The 16,505-nt window shown below is 50.3% G+C and carries 18 protein-coding genes; 7 read left to right on the top strand and 11 right to left on the bottom strand.

The features are described 5' to 3' along the window. The first annotated feature begins 36 nt into the window (after positions 1-36). The 4 genes from ACZ481_RS13900 (at position 37) to ACZ481_RS13885 (ending at position 3,451) form a co-directional block, all read left to right on the top strand. A complete protein-coding gene (locus ACZ481_RS13900) occupies positions 37-756 on the top strand; it encodes an ATP-binding protein (protein WP_464765969.1) in 720 nt (239 codons plus the stop codon). Positions 757-813: 57 nt separating this feature from the next. After that, entirely contained in the window at positions 814-2,454 is a 1,641-nt protein-coding gene (gene hcp, locus ACZ481_RS13895) for a hydroxylamine reductase (RefSeq protein WP_464765968.1), read from the top strand. 179 nt (positions 2,455-2,633) lie between these two features. Further along, positions 2,634-3,077: a 2-thiouracil desulfurase family protein gene (locus ACZ481_RS13890; RefSeq protein WP_464765967.1), complete on the top strand. Its 444-nt coding sequence runs from the start codon at positions 2,634-2,636 to the stop codon at positions 3,075-3,077. 137 nt (positions 3,078-3,214) lie between these two features. Continuing rightward, complete coding sequence (locus tag ACZ481_RS13885) at positions 3,215-3,451, top strand: hypothetical protein (RefSeq protein ID WP_464765966.1); 237 nt, start codon at positions 3,215-3,217, stop codon at positions 3,449-3,451. A 337-nt stretch (positions 3,452-3,788) separates the two neighbouring features. Here the strand turns inward: ACZ481_RS13885 and ACZ481_RS13880 are convergent, their stop codons facing one another. The 9 genes from ACZ481_RS13880 to ACZ481_RS13840 all read right to left on the bottom strand — a co-directional run bounded on the left by ACZ481_RS13880 (position 3,789) and on the right by ACZ481_RS13840 (position 12,278). Further along, positions 3,789-4,445 (bottom strand): IS630 family transposase, encoded by a 657-nt coding sequence (locus tag ACZ481_RS13880; RefSeq protein ID WP_464770559.1) that lies wholly within the window; start codon positions 4,443-4,445, stop codon positions 3,789-3,791. Between the two features lie 14 nt (positions 4,446-4,459). Continuing rightward, the gene (locus ACZ481_RS13875; RefSeq protein WP_464765965.1) at positions 4,460-4,918 is read right to left on the bottom strand and encodes a helix-turn-helix domain-containing protein; all 459 of its coding nucleotides are present in this window, start codon (positions 4,916-4,918) and stop codon (positions 4,460-4,462) included. A gap of 194 nt (positions 4,919-5,112) precedes the next feature. Continuing rightward, on the bottom strand, positions 5,113-6,162 hold the full coding sequence (locus tag ACZ481_RS13870; RefSeq protein WP_464765964.1) for a mechanosensitive ion channel family protein: 1,050 nt from the start codon (positions 6,160-6,162) through the stop codon (positions 5,113-5,115). Positions 6,163-6,296: 134 nt separating this feature from the next. Beyond that, a complete protein-coding gene (locus ACZ481_RS13865) occupies positions 6,297-6,509 on the bottom strand; it encodes a hypothetical protein (RefSeq protein ID WP_464765963.1) in 213 nt (70 codons plus the stop codon). 159 nt (positions 6,510-6,668) lie between these two features. Next, complete coding sequence (locus tag ACZ481_RS13860; RefSeq protein WP_464765962.1) at positions 6,669-7,925, bottom strand: ABC transporter permease; 1,257 nt, start codon at positions 7,923-7,925, stop codon at positions 6,669-6,671. Next, positions 7,922-8,596, bottom strand: a complete 675-nt coding sequence (locus ACZ481_RS13855; protein WP_464765961.1) for an ABC transporter ATP-binding protein — start codon at positions 8,594-8,596, stop codon at positions 7,922-7,924. The genes ACZ481_RS13860 and ACZ481_RS13855 overlap by 4 nt, the downstream gene beginning before the upstream one ends. Positions 8,597-8,621: 25 nt before the next feature. Next, the gene (locus tag ACZ481_RS13850; RefSeq protein WP_464765960.1) at positions 8,622-9,161 is read right to left on the bottom strand and encodes a hypothetical protein; all 540 of its coding nucleotides are present in this window, start codon (positions 9,159-9,161) and stop codon (positions 8,622-8,624) included. A 26-nt stretch (positions 9,162-9,187) separates the two neighbouring features. Then, entirely contained in the window at positions 9,188-10,984 is a 1,797-nt protein-coding gene (locus tag ACZ481_RS13845; RefSeq protein ID WP_464765959.1) for an alkaline phosphatase, read from the bottom strand. Positions 10,985-11,111: 127 nt separating this feature from the next. Next, the gene (locus ACZ481_RS13840) at positions 11,112-12,278 is read right to left on the bottom strand and encodes a twin-arginine translocation signal domain-containing protein (protein ID WP_464765958.1); all 1,167 of its coding nucleotides are present in this window, start codon (positions 12,276-12,278) and stop codon (positions 11,112-11,114) included. 235 nt (positions 12,279-12,513) lie between these two features. Here ACZ481_RS13840 and ACZ481_RS13835 point away from each other — a divergent pair, with 235 nt between their 5' ends. From ACZ481_RS13835 to ACZ481_RS13825, 3 genes are all read left to right on the top strand, one after another. Beyond that, a complete protein-coding gene (locus ACZ481_RS13835) occupies positions 12,514-13,374 on the top strand; it encodes a methylenetetrahydrofolate reductase (protein ID WP_464765957.1) in 861 nt (286 codons plus the stop codon). A gap of 61 nt (positions 13,375-13,435) precedes the next feature. Then, a complete protein-coding gene (locus ACZ481_RS13830; RefSeq protein WP_464765956.1) occupies positions 13,436-13,693 on the top strand; it encodes a DUF1294 domain-containing protein in 258 nt (85 codons plus the stop codon). Between the two features lie 125 nt (positions 13,694-13,818). Next, positions 13,819-14,277, top strand: coding sequence for a hypothetical protein (locus ACZ481_RS13825; RefSeq protein ID WP_464765955.1), 459 nt, complete (start codon positions 13,819-13,821; stop codon positions 14,275-14,277). A 53-nt stretch (positions 14,278-14,330) separates the two neighbouring features. Here the strand turns inward: ACZ481_RS13825 and bioB (ACZ481_RS13820) are convergent, their stop codons facing one another. Together bioB (ACZ481_RS13820) and bioB (ACZ481_RS13815) are read right to left on the bottom strand one after the other, a co-directional pair. Beyond that, complete coding sequence (bioB, locus tag ACZ481_RS13820) at positions 14,331-15,317, bottom strand: biotin synthase BioB (RefSeq protein ID WP_464765954.1); 987 nt, start codon at positions 15,315-15,317, stop codon at positions 14,331-14,333. A gap of 13 nt (positions 15,318-15,330) precedes the next feature. Beyond that, positions 15,331-16,320 carry a biotin synthase BioB gene (gene bioB / locus ACZ481_RS13815; protein ID WP_464765953.1) on the bottom strand — a complete coding sequence of 330 codons (990 nt, stop codon included), beginning with the start codon at positions 16,318-16,320 and terminating at the stop codon, positions 15,331-15,333. Positions 16,321-16,505: the final 185 nt, after the last annotated feature.

The raw sequence follows: 16,505 nt of genomic DNA, 5'->3' as shown, positions 1-16,505 counted from the left end.
GAGAACAAGTACATTCGCAAAAAAGGAGGGAATGCAATGATCAGGAAGATTGTTAAAATAGACGAAGCGAAATGCAATGGCTGCGGATTATGTATCAGCGGCTGCCACGAAGGCGCCCTGCAATTAATTGAAGGAAAAGCCAGGCTGGTGTCGGACTCTTATTGTGACGGCCTGGGAGCCTGCCTGCCGGAATGCCCTACCGGCGCGTTGACCATTGAAGAACGCGATACAGACGCTTTTGATGAGGAGGCAGTCAAGCAGCGCCTGGCCGCCCAAGCGGCACCGGCCAAGGTTCCTAATCTGGCCTGCGGCTGCCCTGGCACTCATTCCAGGCTGATTGAAAAAGTGGCGCCAGCTGAGCCCGTACCCACAAAGGCAGCACCGGTTCAGTCCCAACTGCGCCAATGGCCTTGTCAGATTAAACTGGTGCCGGTAAATGCTCCTTATTTCCATAACGCCAATTTGTTGATTGCGGCTGACTGCACAGCCTACGCCTATGCCAATATTCACAATGAATTTATGGTTAATAAGATTACTTTGATTGGCTGTCCCAAGCTGGATGACGTGGATTATGCCGAGAAACTGACAGCTATCCTGAAGGCCAATGAAATAAAGAGTATTACTGTTTTGCGTATGAGTGTGCCATGCTGTGGCGGGATAGTCAATGCCGTTAAACAGGCGCTGGCTAATTCCGGCAAGATCATCCCCTGGCAGGTGACGACAATCACTACCGATGGTCGGCTGCTGGCAGAGTAAGGTGAACGCAGTGTCAATGGTCATTCCATTAAGATAAAAATACGAGGAGGAATAACAATGTCAGAAATGTTTTGTTTCCAATGTGAACAAACCGCCGGTGGCAAAGGATGTACAAAAGTAGGGGTCTGCGGGAAAAAGCCCGATGTTGCCGGCAAACAGGATGAACTTACCGGCGCATTAATTGGTCTGGCCCGGGCCGCTGCCGGGAAAACCCCCGGTAAAGTGGCAGATGCCCTGACCCTGCAAGGCTTATTTGCCACCGTGACCAATGTAAACTTTGATAATGCCCGTATTGCCGAACTTATCAAGCTTGTACATGCGGAAAAAGCCAACCTGGACCCGCAAGCGCCGGATTTCCCCGCTGGCGACCTGTGGACCGGCAATGAGGATATTGTATCTCTCCGGTCAACTCTGCTGCTTGGTCTGCGCGGTATGGCCGCCTATGCCTGGCATGCCCATATCCTCGGCAAAACCGACGCCGCTGTCACCGCCTGGTTCTATACGGGACTGCGCGCGCTGGGAGAGGAGCACACTGCCGATGGATGGCTAACCCTGTTGATGGAGTTTGGACAAGTTAACCTGAAATGTATGGGGCTGTTGGATGAAGCCAATACTTCGGCTTATGGTCATCCGGTACCGACGAAAGTTCCCACTCTGGTGGAAAAAGGCCCCTTTATTGTTATCACCGGCCATGACCTGCATGATCTAAAGCAGCTCCTGGAGCAAACGGAAGGTAAAGGCATCAATATTTACACCCACGGTGAAATGCTGCCGGCCCACGCTTATCCGGAGCTGAAAAAATACAGCCATCTTAAAGGCAACTTTGGTACTGCCTGGCAGAATCAGCAAAAAGAGTTTGACAACATTCCGGCGCCCATCCTATTTACCACCAACTGCCTCATGCCGCCGAAGGCGTCTTATGCAGACCGGGTATTTACCACTGATGTGGTCGGATACCCTGAGGTCAAACATATTGCTGCCGGCAACGATAAAAAAGATTCCTCCATTATCGATAAAGCCCTGGGGCTGTTTGGTATTGGCTCGCAGGAAAAGAGCGGCCTGAGCAAGGATTTCACCCCGGTTATCAATAAAGCCCTGGAACTGGGCGGCTGGCAGGAAGACCGGCATTTTACCGGTATCAACGGCGGCACCGAGGTAATGACAGGCTTCGCCCGCAATGCCGTGCTGGGCGTGGCCGATAAGGTAATCGATGCGGTTAAGGCCGGTCATATTAAGCACTTCTTCCTGGTCGGCGGCTGTGACGGTGCCAAACCCGGCAGAAACTATTACACTGAATTTGTGCAAAAAACACCGCCTGACACAGTGATCCTGACCCTGGCCTGCGGCAAGTACCGGTTTAATGACCTCAACCTCGGCGATATCGGCGGCATTCCCCGCATCCTTGATATGGGGCAGTGCAATGATGCCTACTCCGCTATCCAGGTCGCGGTAGCCCTGGCGCAAGCCTTTAACTGCGGCGTTAATGAACTGCCGCTGACGCTGGTCCTGTCCTGGTATGAGCAGAAAGCTGTATGCATCCTGCTCACACTGCTGGCCCTGGGGATTAAAAATATCTATATCGGCCCGTCCCTGCCAGCCTTCCTATCCGGCAATGTGTTGAACATTCTAGTCGAAAAATTTGCCTTAACACCGATCAGCACGCCGGAACAGGACCTGCAGGCCATTCTCAGCCGTTAATCAGGACTGATGGCCCTCCGTTTGGCTATAGGTAAGTTGAATAATCGGAACAGCTGTGAACAATCACCGCTGTTCCTTTTTATTGCTCCAGGCGAATTTATAAAGTATTACCCCAGGCTCTTTGCGGATATTGCCGGCTAAGCTATAATAAGAGTAAACAATAACTGGGGGAAAAGACCATGCTTATCGTCAGTGCTTGTTTGGCCGGGGTGCAGTGCCGGTATAACGGGCAGGATTTTTTTATACCTGAGGTAGCAGAGCTGGTGAAAATAGGACAGGCGCTGCCATTGTGCCCGGAAATATTGGCAGGCTTAACAACGCCGCGGCCCTGTGTAGAGCAAGGGGGCGGCCGTTTTTTGACTGCTGCGGGTGAAGACCTGACAGCCGCATACCGGGCTGGAGCGAAAACCGCCCTGGCGATTGCCAGGCTGGTTGGCTGCAAAATGGCTATATTGAAATCAAAATCACCGACCTGTGGCTGCGGGATGATTTATGACGGCACTTTTTCCGGCACCTTAACAGCGGGCGACGGGATTTTGTGTGCGCTTTTAAAGCAGGAGAGAATAAAAGTTTGTACTGAAAACGAGTTCCGGCAGGGACTGCCTGGCGGGGGTTATGGGTAATTAAAATGGCATTTTTCGGGCACCTTAACGGGGTGACCGAGCTACTTATGATATCAGCAGGTTGGAATTAATTATACGCAAGCTGGTTACCTGTGTTATAATAGACATAACATAAAATATTAAAGGGGGTTCTGTTTGTGAAACGGTCTACTTTTATTCGGATCCTGTCCGGCATTAAGCTGGTTTCCAATAATGTGAGTATTGTGGAGAACTTCCAGAATAAAGCGCTTGTTATCATCAGAGTCCCTGAAATTACCGGCGAATCTCCGAAACAATTCCGATCTTTTCAGAAAGTGTTATCTTCGTGCTCTTATTATAGCATCAAGCCCGACGGCGACCAGTTGTTAGTTACGCTGACATTTGAGTGGGACTAGTAGCGTGCCAACCTTAAAACTGTAGGGTAATGGCGAGGAGATTTTTCGTAAGACAAGGCGGAGGAAGGAGGCATACCGGACGTATGCCGATTGACGACAACGCCGGCTTACGGAAAATATCCCGTCAGTATCCACAGGATTAGGGTTGTCACGCTACTAGTGTCTTGACCACATTATCTTTTTAGTTTGATGACGGCCAAAATGGCCAATGGCGGCGTCAGCCCCTCCTAGCAGACCCCTTCCAGTATGCGTCGTCGGCGCTTCCTTGCCCTTGGCCATTTTGTCTCGCCCTACAACTAACATCTTACTTTGCCAAGGTACTAGTACATTGACACAATTAGAATTTAGGATACAACCATTTCAGTTTATCTCTCGCATTATCCGTTGTAAAGTGCCATGAAACATTCTTTGCAGAAGCGTTGCGCCGGCTTTGCCAAGCTCCGATTTGTAGCTGCAATTGCCCCATATCAGAAATTCTCCGATTCAAGCACTGTTTTGTCATGGCACTAAGTTCTATTTCTGCAATATTGAGCCAGCTTCCATGCTTTGGAGTGTAATGTATTTCAAGCCGCTTGGCCAGCTTTAACGCAACCTCTGGCGGGAAGGTTTCATAAAGAGAAGAAAGCGAGTGGGTATTTAGGTTATCCATGACCAAACGAATACGTTTTGCCTGAGGATAATGAACTTCCAAAAGTTCTTGAATTTGCAATGCCCAATCTTTTTTTGTCCGGCGTTGGGTTGCCTGAACCTGTCGCCATCCCCCCAGCGGTTCGGTGAATATGAATAGGCAGCAGGTGCCCTCTCGCGTATATTCATAATCTTCTTTGTGGGCTTTTCCAGGACTCATGGAAAGCGGTTTGCGTTTTTCTCCCAACAGCTGATACGGTTGTTCATCCATGCAAATCAACGGAATTTCCTCATCGTAGGGCAAGGCATATACCTCTAAAATATCTTCCATGCGCGCAACAAACTCACCGTTGTACTGGGGTGGAATGCACCACTGCTTTTTCAGGTGAGGCTTAAGTTCAGTTTTTTTAACGTCCGTCTCACGGTTTCCCGGCTGGCTGTAGGGACTATGGAAAGCTCAATAATCTTTTCTGTCAGCAAGCGGACTGTCCAGCGTGAATAGCCTTTCGGTGGTTCTCCGCAGGCAAGCGCTATGATCCGTGCTTCTTTTTCGCCCGTCACTATGGCGGCCCTTGGGGGAGTTTGCGACTTCTTATACTGGAGGGCATATTCTATGCCATGTTGGCAATAATCCCGAACCGTGTGGTACACCGTTACATCACTCACCCCGCATCGCGCAGCTATTTCCGCTTGGGTAGCGGGCTTACCTACGCTTTCATCTAACAGCAGCAGTACATTGGCTCGTTTCTTATATCCTGCTGCTGTCTTTTTACTATTTAGTATTTCGTTGACTAATTTTTTCTCTTTTTCGCTTAACCGTACAACATATTTCTTGTTCATTTCTATACCTCTATCTTTTTTCTCTCTAAGGTATAGTTTAATGCTAATATCTAATTGTGTCTATATACTAGCCTGCGGCGCAACGGACCTGTAGGCCTTCAGCCGTTTTGACTTTTATCCGCAATGTAATATGCCGTCAGCAAGGGGAAAACCGCCAGCAATTTTGAAGTGCCGGCGGTTTATTTGTGCTTATCTTATTGATTTTTCAGGAACAGGGCCCTGGGCAGATAGGCAAATTCAATATTCCGCTGCTCAAGTTCTTTTTTTAACGCTAAATTGATCGTTTGCTGGATATCCATGTATTTTTTGTAGTCATTGCCAACAACATAATAAACCACCTCGAAATCAAGGCTGTATTCCCCGAAGGAGCTAAAGTGAGCCCGGTCAAAGACGGTATGTTCAATGTTTTCAATAATGTTTTGGACGATTGCCGGTATTACCTGCAACTGCTGGCTTGGTGTATTGGGCATAATCCGGAATCTGAACAGAACCCGCCGCTCGGCCATCCGCTTATAATTGTGGATGCGGGAATTGGTAAGGTCCGAATTGGCAATGATCAGTTGTTCGCCGCTCAGGCTTCGTATCCGGGTTGTTTTAATGCCAATATGTTCAATGGTACCAAGCTGTTCGCCAATAATAATGAAATCACCGATTTCAAAAGGCTTGTCAAAAACAATTGCGACATAGCTGAAAAGATCACCCAATAGCGCCTGGGCCGCAAGCGCTACGGCGATACCGCCAATCCCCAGGCCGGCAACGACCGCCGAAATCTGAAACCCCAGGTTGTCCAGCAGGAATATGAAACCTAGCGCCCAGATCATCACTTTTAAGATGGGCATAGCCGCTTTGACAGTGCGTTCCCTGTCGGCAGCCTCTTTCGTTGTTAACAAATATTCCAGCCCGTAATCCACCGCAGCAATGAAAAAACGCAGGGCGGAAACGGTTAAAATAATAATCCCCAGTACATCGCTGGCTTTGTTCAGGCTGGCATGTAAGGTCAGGCTGCGCAGCGACAAATAGAAAGAACCGTAATATAAAGCTGGCAGCAAGGTTTTTTCAAGATTATTGAGGAACACCAGGTCGATTTTGCCCGGGCTGCTTTCGGCCCATATTTTCAGGCGCTTTACAACCGCAAATTCAAATAGCTTAACAACGACAAGCGCAGTAATAAGCACTGATAAAGAGATAAGATATTGTTCAACACTGTTTTGGAAAAATGTCAAATGTAAGATATCCTGTACCATAGGCAGCCTCCTTTTCCTGATTAGATTGTTTAGGCAACGTTGCGTTGCGGCAGCACTTTGTATTTATTCGCGCTTATACCAGGCAAAGTCCTGCTTGCAGGCCAGGAGGAAAGGGGCGAAAGCAACCGCCGGGGTCAGGATGTATCGATTCTGTTTTTGAGGGACAAAATTTCTTTGCGCAATTCAGCGATTTCGTCTTTAAGCTGTTTCTCGGCCGACGCTTTTTCTTTTTGCTCCTGGGCGCCGCAGCGTTGACTATTTAGTTCAAGGTACAGGAAAAATAAATTGAGTATGGCAGAAATGCTTAATCCCCATATAGTAAAGTTATTTATGTCTTTAAAATTCATAGTCAAACCTCACAGTCAGAAATGCTGCTATATTATATTCAGCTGCGACTGAGAGGTTCTGCTGGATTTTCTTATCCTGATAGAAAGGTTAACTTTCCCTGGATAAGGCCAACAGCGGCTTCCGCTTTCGCTAAAGGCTCGGCGCAAGCCGTGTTTTCTTTATAGATCGGCTGCTATGGACATTTTGGCCGAGCCAAGGGCAGGCAGGAGGCTGGCAAGCAGTCCGGTCAGCAATATCGCGACTATTGTCAGCAGCTCCGTGGTCGAAACGGTGTTAATTACAGCCAGGGCGGTCTGCTGCTGCAGGAGGGAGGCCAGGCCGGAGAAAACACCATGCCCCAGCAGAACGCCGGTGATTATGCCGGACCAAACCAGCATGAGCCCTTCGAGCAGCACAATGAGCGCAAGATCCTGCCGCCTGGCGCCAAGCGCCCGTAAGATGGCGCGGTCCCGGCTGCGGATAAGCGCCGACCAGTACAGGGCGAAAGAGACCAGCAGCAAGGTCATGGCAAACGCCGTAAACCCTATCAATTTAAGTATTTGCTCACTGTCGCTCAGCACTGAAAATAACCGGACTATTACCTGGGAAGGAAAGACAATCTGAACCTGGGCGTCCTTTTGGAATTGCTGGTATAAACTCATAGCCTCGGCATAGCCCCGGGGCTTGATCAGAATGGCCGTTGTGCCCTGGTCAGCATGCTCATGCTCATGAGCATGCTCTGCTTCCACCGCTCCGGCCCCGTGTTGCTCGACCGCGTCCGGGACTGCATCACCGGCCGGTTCATGCTGATGCATATCCCAGAGGCTGGTCAGCGGCACCAGGATCGCCTGGTCGTAAGGACCAAGGAGGGGTTTCATAATCCCGACCACGGTGAACTGTTTGTCATGGGCCTGGCCACCGGCGGTTACGCCATGGGAGGAAGCAAAAGTAGCGCCTAGTGTGAGACCCGTATCTTTGGCAACTTTGGCGCCGATTACGGCTTCATAATCAGCCTGAAACGGTTTTCCCCGGTCTAGCTGCAGCCAGGGCGGCTGGCCGGGACGGCTGCGGTGCGCAAAGATCGCCTGTTCCGTGCCGATCAGACGGTACCCGTGATAATTGTCGCCAAACCCCAGCGGTATGGCTGATTCCACGAGGGGATTGGCCGACAGTTTCCGGGAGAGAGAGTAGTCAATATTGCCAATCGGCACATCCTGGAGAAATACGGTATTAAGCACCAGCTGATTGGGGCTGCCTTTGGCGCCGGCAATCAGATCAAAGGGCTCTGTAGCCAGGACGAGGCCATGACGGATGCTTGAAGCCAGCAGCATGACGATAATCGTCATCGCCACCGCTGTACTTACGACTGCGATGGATAATAGACTGGGCAACGCTTTTTGACACAGGTTCCGCCAGGCAATAAGCAAGTGAATCATACGTCATTCCTCCCCGGCCGGCGCATCTCATACATACGGGGGAAGCCGGCCATAACCTCCTGATCATGGGTAGTCAGCAGGAGGGTACTATGGTTTTCGGCGCACAGTGTCTGCAGCAATTGCAGCACCAGCTTGACATTGGCGGGGTCCAGACTGGCAGTGGGTTCGTCTGCCAAAATGAGGGCCGGGTTGTTGACTAAAGCCCGGGCTACCGCCACCCGCTGCTGTTCCCCGGTGCTTAAGCGATTGGGCTTATAGGCGGCTTTGTCGGCCAGTCCGACCTGCTGCAGCAGCCGCATGCTCTTTTGGTGTCGCCGGTCTTGCCGTTTCTCCCCGCCGAAAGCGGCGGCGACCATGATATTTTCCGCTGCACTCAGACTAGTTAACAGATTAAAGTTTTGAAAAATATAGCCGAGATTACGTGCGCGCCAGACGTCACGCTCACCCGGGGACAGGATGTCGATCCTTTTATTTTCCCATAATAATTCTCCGGCCGTGGGGTCGGTAAGACCGGCAATAATATGCAGCAGGGTTGTTTTGCCGGAACCGCTGGGGCCGGCAATGATAAGCTGTTCTCCCCGGGCAACAACCAAATGTTCGACCGCGGCTATGGTAAGGGGTTCACCGTCCGGCTGGCGGACTTTTTTTATCAGCTTGCGTATTTCCAGCATCGTTGTCCTCCTTTTAGCAGCAGGCTTATTGAGACTTTTCAACATGATCGGCCCGAATACGGACAAGACTGACAAAGCCTGTTGCCTCATCGAGCTGACTGCCGAGCTCCAGAATGCCGGTCACGGTTACCGGCTGGTCAAACGGCAGGGCATCCCGGGGCTCCGGCAGTATTACCACAACTATATTGTTGGGCCAGTCGGCATCTGAGGAGCAGAACGGGCAGACCGACATCGGTGTCTGGGTAAGCACGAAAAAAGATAAAGTTGGTTTTAGCGGCGGGGCCATAAAGCCGGTCATTTGGACACGCCGGCCCTGCAAGCTCTGCAGTTTGTCGGAGAAGCTGAGACCCAAGGAGGTGGCCTTGCTGTAGAGTTCATCAAATGCAAGCCGGGTTGGCGGCCCGGACAGCCAATCGCTCCAAAACGGTGCCGCCGCTGCTGTCGGCAAGAAAAGGGACGGCCCCTGGTAAGGAACCGTCTGGTTTTTGGGCAAAGTGCCCGGGAAGAAGCCGGCCGCCAGCAGGACCAGCCCGAAACTTATTCCAATTCTTATTATTTTTGCCATGTGAGGAGCCTCCCAAATAAGCGGAATTATTTCACACTGCGGTTGCCGTCAAGGCCTAATGCGCGGACAATACCAAAGAAGACCTCCGTATTATCCATGACGCCGTTAAAATAATCAGCCCCGGGTCCGTCGGCATTCAGGATGATGTCATCAGCCGAATGCACTTCCGAAGGGTCGGAGGTCGGGATATTGCCAGGATAAAACTCACCGTTGGTTTGCGGGTTGGCAATGGCTTTATTATTGGCCATGATAGCGGGAACGGTAGGTTCAGCCTTAAACTTATAATCCTCTTTGTAGTCGGGGTGGTTGGCATATTGTACAGCCAGTGTTATATCCGGGCTGGGGCTGTCGGGGAAACCGTCTTTATCGTTGTCTGCAAAGGTGGGCCAGCCGGCATCGGCATAAATACGTACAGCTTCACGGCCTTTTTTCCCGTCAAGCTCATGATAAGTGCCGGTAATACTGGCGCCATGGGCATGATCGGCAACGACGACAATCAGGGTATCTTTATTTTTGCGGGCAAATTCTTTGGCAATTGCTATTGATTTGTCCAGCTCAATTGTGTCATAGGTAGCCCGCTGCCAGTCCATGGCATGCAATTGTTTATCAATAGAGGCTCCTTCGACCATCAGAAAAAAACCGTTAGGATTTTTGCTTAACGTTTCGATGGCTTTGTGCGTCATGTCCATCAGGGTGGGCTGATCGTCAAAACCCCCAAGCACTTTGGGGTTTGCAAGCACTTCCCGGTCCAGATACACATTCATATTATCAAGATGGTAGAGCCCCAGCAGCTTGCCTGTGCTGCCCGGGGTAGCCAGCAGCTCGCTTTTTGTGCCCGAAAAACGATAGCCGAGTTTTTTAAACTCATCAATGATATTTTTGTTGTCTGTCCGCTTAGAGCCGGGTGTGCTCATGGGGAGGAAATGGCGGGAGCCGCCGCCTAAAATTACATCAGGGCGGTGGCGGGGATCAAGCATTGTTTCGGCAATAAAGTTTTGTTCAGCCCGTTTACGGGTGTGGGCCACCATGGCGGCAGGGGTTGCATCGGTAATATTGGCTGTCGATACGATCCCGGTAGCCATGCCGCGGCTGCGTTTCACCAGTTCGACAATGTTTTCTACATTGGGATCATCAAAAGGGTCTTTCGTGCTATTGGCATAAGTCCCCATCGCGTTAACCACGGCTTTATGGCCGGTAGCGTAGGCTGAGGCGCTGTTGGCTGAGTCCGTAACCAGGGAGTCGTAGCCGGAGGTGGTGATGATGGCCGTATTAGACATTTTTTCCATGGCCAGCAGATCGTTGTATTTGCCTTCGGTAATCCCTTGCGAAAGAATGCGGGCCATTTGGCGGGCCTGCAGACTCATACCGTCGCCAACAAACAGGATAACATTTTTGGCCCGTTTAGGCGCAAGCTGATTGACGACATCATATTTGACAGTGCGGGTGGATAAGCCGGCAGTCCCGCTTGCCTTCACCGCGATTTCGACTTTACCGGTTTTTTTGAAAGCAACATTGTCAATGCGGTATGTAGCCAGAGCATCTTCCCGGCCTGTGACGGCGCCTTTACCGAAATATTTATCGGCAGTAACACCATTTACCGTAACCTGGATCTTATCCGGATCGGCATCTTTGACTTCTATGAGAAAATCAAATTGCTGGCCTGAGACAAATTTGGCACGATCGATAGGCAATATCGTGATCGGCGACGGTTGAGGGGCGGCAAACCCAAGGCTTACACTGCCAAATAAACAGGTAGCCACAGTGCCTGCCGCAATAAATTTGGTAATTTTGGCCTTTAAATAAGGGAAAAATGGATGGCGCAAAATCAAGACCTCCTTAAATTTTTTAGGTTATTTAAGTCAATTGTAAAGACAGGCAATACCTTTAGTGTTAAGATCAGGTAATTTTTTTGTAAATTTTAGTAGATAGCGGCAGACGACAGTAGGTTCTTTATAGCCTGATTAAAGTTTTTACCGCAGCTATTAACGCCGTTTCCCCTTTAACCGTCCAGATTCCATATAATTGTTCCAGGGTAGCCTGGGAAAAAATATAGTTTCTAAAACTATAGAATGTTGCGGTTTGCAGGTCTGCCGCCGTCATGTGATATTCCTTTTGCGCGATTTCGCCAAGCTTGCCTATCATCCACTTGGCCGCAGGCACAGACAATACCCAGTCATGATCACCCAAATGAGTAATAAAGCCTTCCGTACGGCGGGGCAAAGGCAGGGTTTGGCCGTCCCGGGCCAACAGCCCGAGGCTGACCGCATCCTGCCCGGCCAGAATTGCGGCTGCTTTTAACCAGTGTATAACCTCCTGCTCGTCGGCGGCAGTACCCGGATGGTTATGGGCGCAGGCCTGGGCGATAATAACCTCGGCCGGAAATCGGCGGTGGATTAATTCGGCCAGACTGAGAACATGGTGTGACCCGGTCCCGGCAATCGGATATTCTGTCCGGGCCGAACCGTCCTTCTGCCATTGGAATACCCAGGGTTTATGGAGGTCGTGCAGTGTTTGGGCAGCGATAATTATATCCCGGTCCACCGGCAGACCAGACACTTCTTTATAGGCATTATAGAAGCCCAAAGCAGCCTTCACATTTACTGCGACATGGGTGGCGAGTCCGCCCGGGTAAGAATGATGACTGCCATAGCCGCTGCCGGGAGCAGCATAGAAAGGCAGTACTGTTTGCCGGGGATTGTCGCATGGCGGCAGAAATTCATCAACAGCCGCCGTTGGTTTAATGTAGCCTGCCAGCACCAGGCGGGCTTTGATTTGTTCTTTCTCAGCCACCCCTGGATACAACTCCATTAGGCGCGGGGCCGGATTATGGAGAATTTCGAGTGTTGACCGGCGGAGGCCGGATGCCTGAATTTCATTTGCTGTCTTTAGCAGGTAATCATAGGCTGATTTTACATAGGCCGACTGTTCGGACATAGTTGTTGGATCCATTGCCAGGCAATCAGTGAGCGTGATGGCCGTTGTTTTCATCGCCTGCGGTTTTGCGGTTGCCGGAAATGGTAATGAGGTGGCTGCCAGTGCCGCCATAGCGCCTGCCGACAGCTTGATAAAGTCCCGGCGGTTCAGTTGGTTCTGGGTTTCGTCTGCTGAATTACTCAATCAAATCCCTCCTGATTTTTTCTATCAGTGTAACTGATTATCAGGCGGCCGATGTTAACTTAACATTAATTTGCTGTAAAAAATTAGCAACCCGAGCTTCCCTGCCACCGCGCCAATAGCTGGCGGAAAAGCCGGGGACAGAACCTGACTTTTCTTTTATAAGCAGCAGCCTAAAGGAACTGGCTGTCTGTTTATGGAATAAACAGTAGTAATAAAGCAGAGGGAGGGAGTATGAATGTTAATCAATAAGCTTGGAAAGTCTTTTGTTTTCACCACTGAGTTAGGCGCAATAAATGGTACCGATATTGGTGAAGGTATTGTCCGGGCCAGGCAATACCAGGGCCTGGACGCAATTAATATCCATGATTGCCCGAATGCCAGGCTGCGCATGAATTCAGTCATGGCTGCTGCCATAATTAAACGGGAGACAGGGATAGAAACGATTCCTCATTATACCTGCCGTGACCGCAGTTTGCTGGGTACTCAGGCTGACTTGCTTGGCGCCCATGCATTGGGCATCAGGTATTTGCTGCCTACGACCGGTGACGGGCCGCAGCATGGTCCTTATCAGTCCAAGGCGGTTTATGATTATAATACGGCAAGGCTGATTGAGCTTATCAACGGGTTTAACCAGGGGCAGGATGCCAATGGCGCCGTTTTTACAGGTCCGACACAATTTGCCGTGGCGGCTACCGCAACTCCGGCAGCGGTGAATATGGCGGCGGAAATCGCTAATATGGGAAAAAAAGTGAAGGCCGGTGCCGACTTTTTTCAGACCCAGCCTGTTTATGACGCGGTGCAGGCAAAACAATTTATTGATCAGGCTAAGGCTTTGCGTAAACCGGTTTTATTAGGAATAATGCCCTTAAAGAGTCTTAAAATGGGCGAATTTATTAATAAGAACGTAGCGGGAGTAACCGTTCCGGCCAATATTCTGGCCGAGCTGGAGCAGGGAAAAAGCGGCTTTGAAATAGCCTGCGAGTTTATCAGGCAAATCTACCGGGAAGTGGATGGGTTCCATATACTGGGAATGGGTGATATTGCGGTAACCAACCAATTGATTGGTTTTACCAAAGCCCTGCGCGGCGAGTCTTAACCAGGGTTTTCTGTTGCCTGAAAAAACCGGGAGCGGCGGGAAGTATAGCGGTGGTGTGAATATGCATGTTGAATTATTTCTGATACTCTGGAATACGATCACATTTGGCTTAATGCGGCATGATAAAAGCCAGGCCCGGAAACAGGGGCAACGCATCCGTGAGCGGACGCTGTTTTTATGTGCCTTCTTGGGCGGAGCTCTTGGTATATGGGCTGGCATGTACAGGTTCCGGCATAAGACGAAACATAAAGCGTTTTTGCTCTGTATACCTGCTCTGTTTTTAATAAACCTGTGCGGCTATTACTATTTTCGCTGGTAGTGCAGCATGGCCGCCTTCGCGCCAATGCCAGGCAGTAATTAACAGCGCATACCTGCGGGACTGTATGTTATAATACAGTTATATCTTGTTACCATAATGTTGGAAAGGGGTTTAAAAAACTAATTATGAGAAACAAGTTTATCCTGGTTGCGCTACTGAGCCTGGTATTGCTGGTAACAGCAGGGTGCGGCGGGGGCTCTGATCTTACCCGTAAGTCCGATTTATCACCGGAAGAGGTAGTGCATACCTTTTTTGATGCAGCAAAAAGCAACCGCCTGAATGAGGCGGCCCTGTATGTATCCCCCACGTCTGTCAGCGACACGAAGACCGTGTTAAAGTATGTTACCGGGCAAACCAGTTCTTCGATAAAGAATGCCAATTTACTCTCGGTAACAAAAGTGGCTCAACAGGGGAATTTCGCTGCCACCATTGCTACTTTGCAACAGGAGCAGAATTCGATGGGTATTGTCATTAAACCGGTCGGTTTAGAAAAAATTGACGGTGAATGGTATATTGTTGATTATGATCAGGCCTTTCGTGATGCGAAATATAAAGTCCTGGCCCAACTGTTAAGCAGTATTTAATATAAGACGAGAGCACCGGCTGCGGCTGCTCTCGTCTTATATGCTTTATTCCTTTACTGGGCAATCGGCCTGAGCCCTAACCGCCTTACTGTTTCGAGATCGGCTGCTGCACCCCGGCCGGCCGTGGTGAGATAGTTGCCGATCAGCATGCCGTTTATGCCGGAAAGGAATCCGAGCGGCACAAGTTCACCCAGGGCTTGTTCGCGGCCGCCGGCGTAGCGGATAATCTTATCAGGCAATATCAGCCGGAAGAGGGCAAAGGCCTGCAGCACCTCCAGCGGCGGCAGGGGCTTCTGCTTTGCCAGCGCGGTTCCTTTAACCGGATTCAGGACATTAACAGGTACCGAGTCCACATCAAGCTCCCTTAAGGCAAAGGCGAGTTCCACTCTTTGTTCCCAGGTTTCACCCAGACCGATAATCCCGCCGGAACAGACCTCAAGGCCTTCTGCTTTGACATTTTTAATGGTTTCCACCCGTTCTTCGTAAGAATGGGTAGTACAGATTTGCGGGAAAAAGCTTTTGCTTGTTTCGAGGTTGTGATGATAACGGGTAATGCCTGCTGCTTTTAGTCCTTTAACATGATCGGGACTGAGTATTCCCAGAGAACAACAGCGTTCCAGGCCTGTTTCCCGGCCAATTTGCTTGATGGCTGCCGTAATCTGATCAAAGTCAGGATCGTTTTTCATGCCGCAGCCGGCAGTTACAATACAAAAACGGTATGCACCATGGGCTTCGGCTTTTTTGGCCGCTTGCAGGATTTGTTCCCGGCCCATTAATGGATACACTGCGCACTGAACGTCGTGATGCGCCGACTGGGCACAAAATTTACAATCTTCAGAGCAGGAGCCGGACCGGGCATTAATAATTTCGCAGGTATCTACCTGATCGCCTGTAAACGTGATCCGGACCTTATTGGCAATGCCCAGCAGGATCGGAATATCAGCTTCATCAATTGTAGTCAGTCTGACTGCCTCCTCAAAGGTAAGGGGTTCTTGCCGTAAAACCTTGGCGCCCAGTTCAAAAATTAATTTATAACTCATGTTTTTCCTCCTGTCAATCTCCTGCATGGGGTTTTAGCCCCGCATCATAGACCATTGTAAAATCTTTAGCGGTATCGCGGCCGCTGAAGGTCAGATAATTTCCCGCAATCAGCCCGTTGGCACCGGCCAGCAGCACAGCCCCCTGCATATCTCTCAGGTTCATTTCCCGGCCGCCGGCCGGCCGGATTACTTGCGCGGGCAAAATAAAACGAAAGATGGCAAAGGTTTTAAGAATCTCAAGCGGGGATAGCGGCATCCGGGCTGCAAGCGCAGTGCCTGGTATCGGGTTCAGAATGTTAATCGGCACCGACGCCACCGCCAGTTCTCTGAGGGTTAAAGCCAGATTAATCCGGTCCTCCCAGGTTTCTCCCAGCCCGATAATCCCGCCTGAACACAGTTCAAGCCCGGCGTTTTTGGCGGCTATCAACGTAGCAAAGCGCTCCCGGTAGGGATGAGTGGTGCACACTTCCGGATAAAAGCGCTCACTGGTTTCGAGATTATGAGCATACCGCTTAACGCCGGCCCGCGCTAACCGAAGCGCCTGGTCAGGGCTGACAGTGCCTAAATTTGCACAGATACCGGTAGCTGACTGGCGGTTGATATATTGGATGAGAGACACAATCCTGTCAAAGTCAGGATCGGCTTCCATGCCTTTGCCGCTGGTAACAAGGCTGGCGCGCCGCACGCCGTCCCTGTCAAGCCGGTTGACTTGCGCCAGCGCTTGATCAGGCGGCAGGAGGGGGAATATGGTGCAGTCCGTCTGATGATAAACTGACTGGGCGCAAAACTTGCAGTCTTCAGTACACAGGCCGGAGCGGGCATTGATTACACCGCATATCTCAACAGCCGGACCGGCAAATTTAGCGCGGATCTTGTGGGCATAAGCGCCAAGCAGCATGATATCCTCTTTGGCGGTTGCAACCAGGGACAGGGCATCGGCAACCGTAAGCCTGTAGCCTGCCAGCACCATTTCACCGAGCTTAACAATGTATTTTGCATCCATTGCCTGTTCTCCTTAGCATTATTCACTGCATAACATAGCGGTACTTGTTTTATTCCTATATTACACCCTGGCCGATTCATTGTAAACCTATAATTTTATTTTAGTTAACAAGAGGCAAATGCCTAATTTCTCCCAAAAAATTGAACATGCTGCAGGATATTACTCTTAGCTGTTGAAGTATATCT

It is taken from the genome of Sporomusa intestinalis, from assembly GCF_055383785.1.
The sequence above is the reverse complement of the archived record's forward strand: the minus strand, read 5'-3'. Positions and strand labels throughout refer to the sequence as shown.

Coding starts and splice junctions, on each gene's coding strand:
- ACZ481_RS13900 (WP_464765969.1), top strand. CDS start 37: ATGATCAGGAAGATTGTTAAAATAGACGAAGCGAAATGCAATGGCTGC.
- hcp (WP_464765968.1), top strand. CDS start 814: ATGTCAGAAATGTTTTGTTTCCAATGTGAACAAACCGCCGGTGGCAAA.
- ACZ481_RS13890 (WP_464765967.1), top strand. CDS start 2,634: ATGCTTATCGTCAGTGCTTGTTTGGCCGGGGTGCAGTGCCGGTATAAC.
- ACZ481_RS13875 (WP_464765965.1), bottom strand. CDS start 4,918: ATGAACAAGAAATATGTTGTACGGTTAAGCGAAAAAGAGAAAAAATTA.
- ACZ481_RS13870 (WP_464765964.1), bottom strand. CDS start 6,162: ATGGTACAGGATATCTTACATTTGACATTTTTCCAAAACAGTGTTGAA.
- ACZ481_RS13865 (WP_464765963.1), bottom strand. CDS start 6,509: ATGAATTTTAAAGACATAAATAACTTTACTATATGGGGATTAAGCATT.
- ACZ481_RS13860 (WP_464765962.1), bottom strand. CDS start 7,925: ATGATTCACTTGCTTATTGCCTGGCGGAACCTGTGTCAAAAAGCGTTG.
- ACZ481_RS13855 (WP_464765961.1), bottom strand. CDS start 8,596: ATGCTGGAAATACGCAAGCTGATAAAAAAAGTCCGCCAGCCGGACGGT.
- ACZ481_RS13850 (WP_464765960.1), bottom strand. CDS start 9,161: ATGGCAAAAATAATAAGAATTGGAATAAGTTTCGGGCTGGTCCTGCTG.
- ACZ481_RS13835 (WP_464765957.1), top strand. CDS start 12,514: ATGTTAATCAATAAGCTTGGAAAGTCTTTTGTTTTCACCACTGAGTTA.
- ACZ481_RS13830 (WP_464765956.1), top strand. CDS start 13,436: ATGCATGTTGAATTATTTCTGATACTCTGGAATACGATCACATTTGGC.
- ACZ481_RS13825 (WP_464765955.1), top strand. CDS start 13,819: ATGAGAAACAAGTTTATCCTGGTTGCGCTACTGAGCCTGGTATTGCTG.
- bioB (WP_464765954.1), bottom strand. CDS start 15,317: ATGAGTTATAAATTAATTTTTGAACTGGGCGCCAAGGTTTTACGGCAA.
- bioB (WP_464765953.1), bottom strand. CDS start 16,320: ATGGATGCAAAATACATTGTTAAGCTCGGTGAAATGGTGCTGGCAGGC.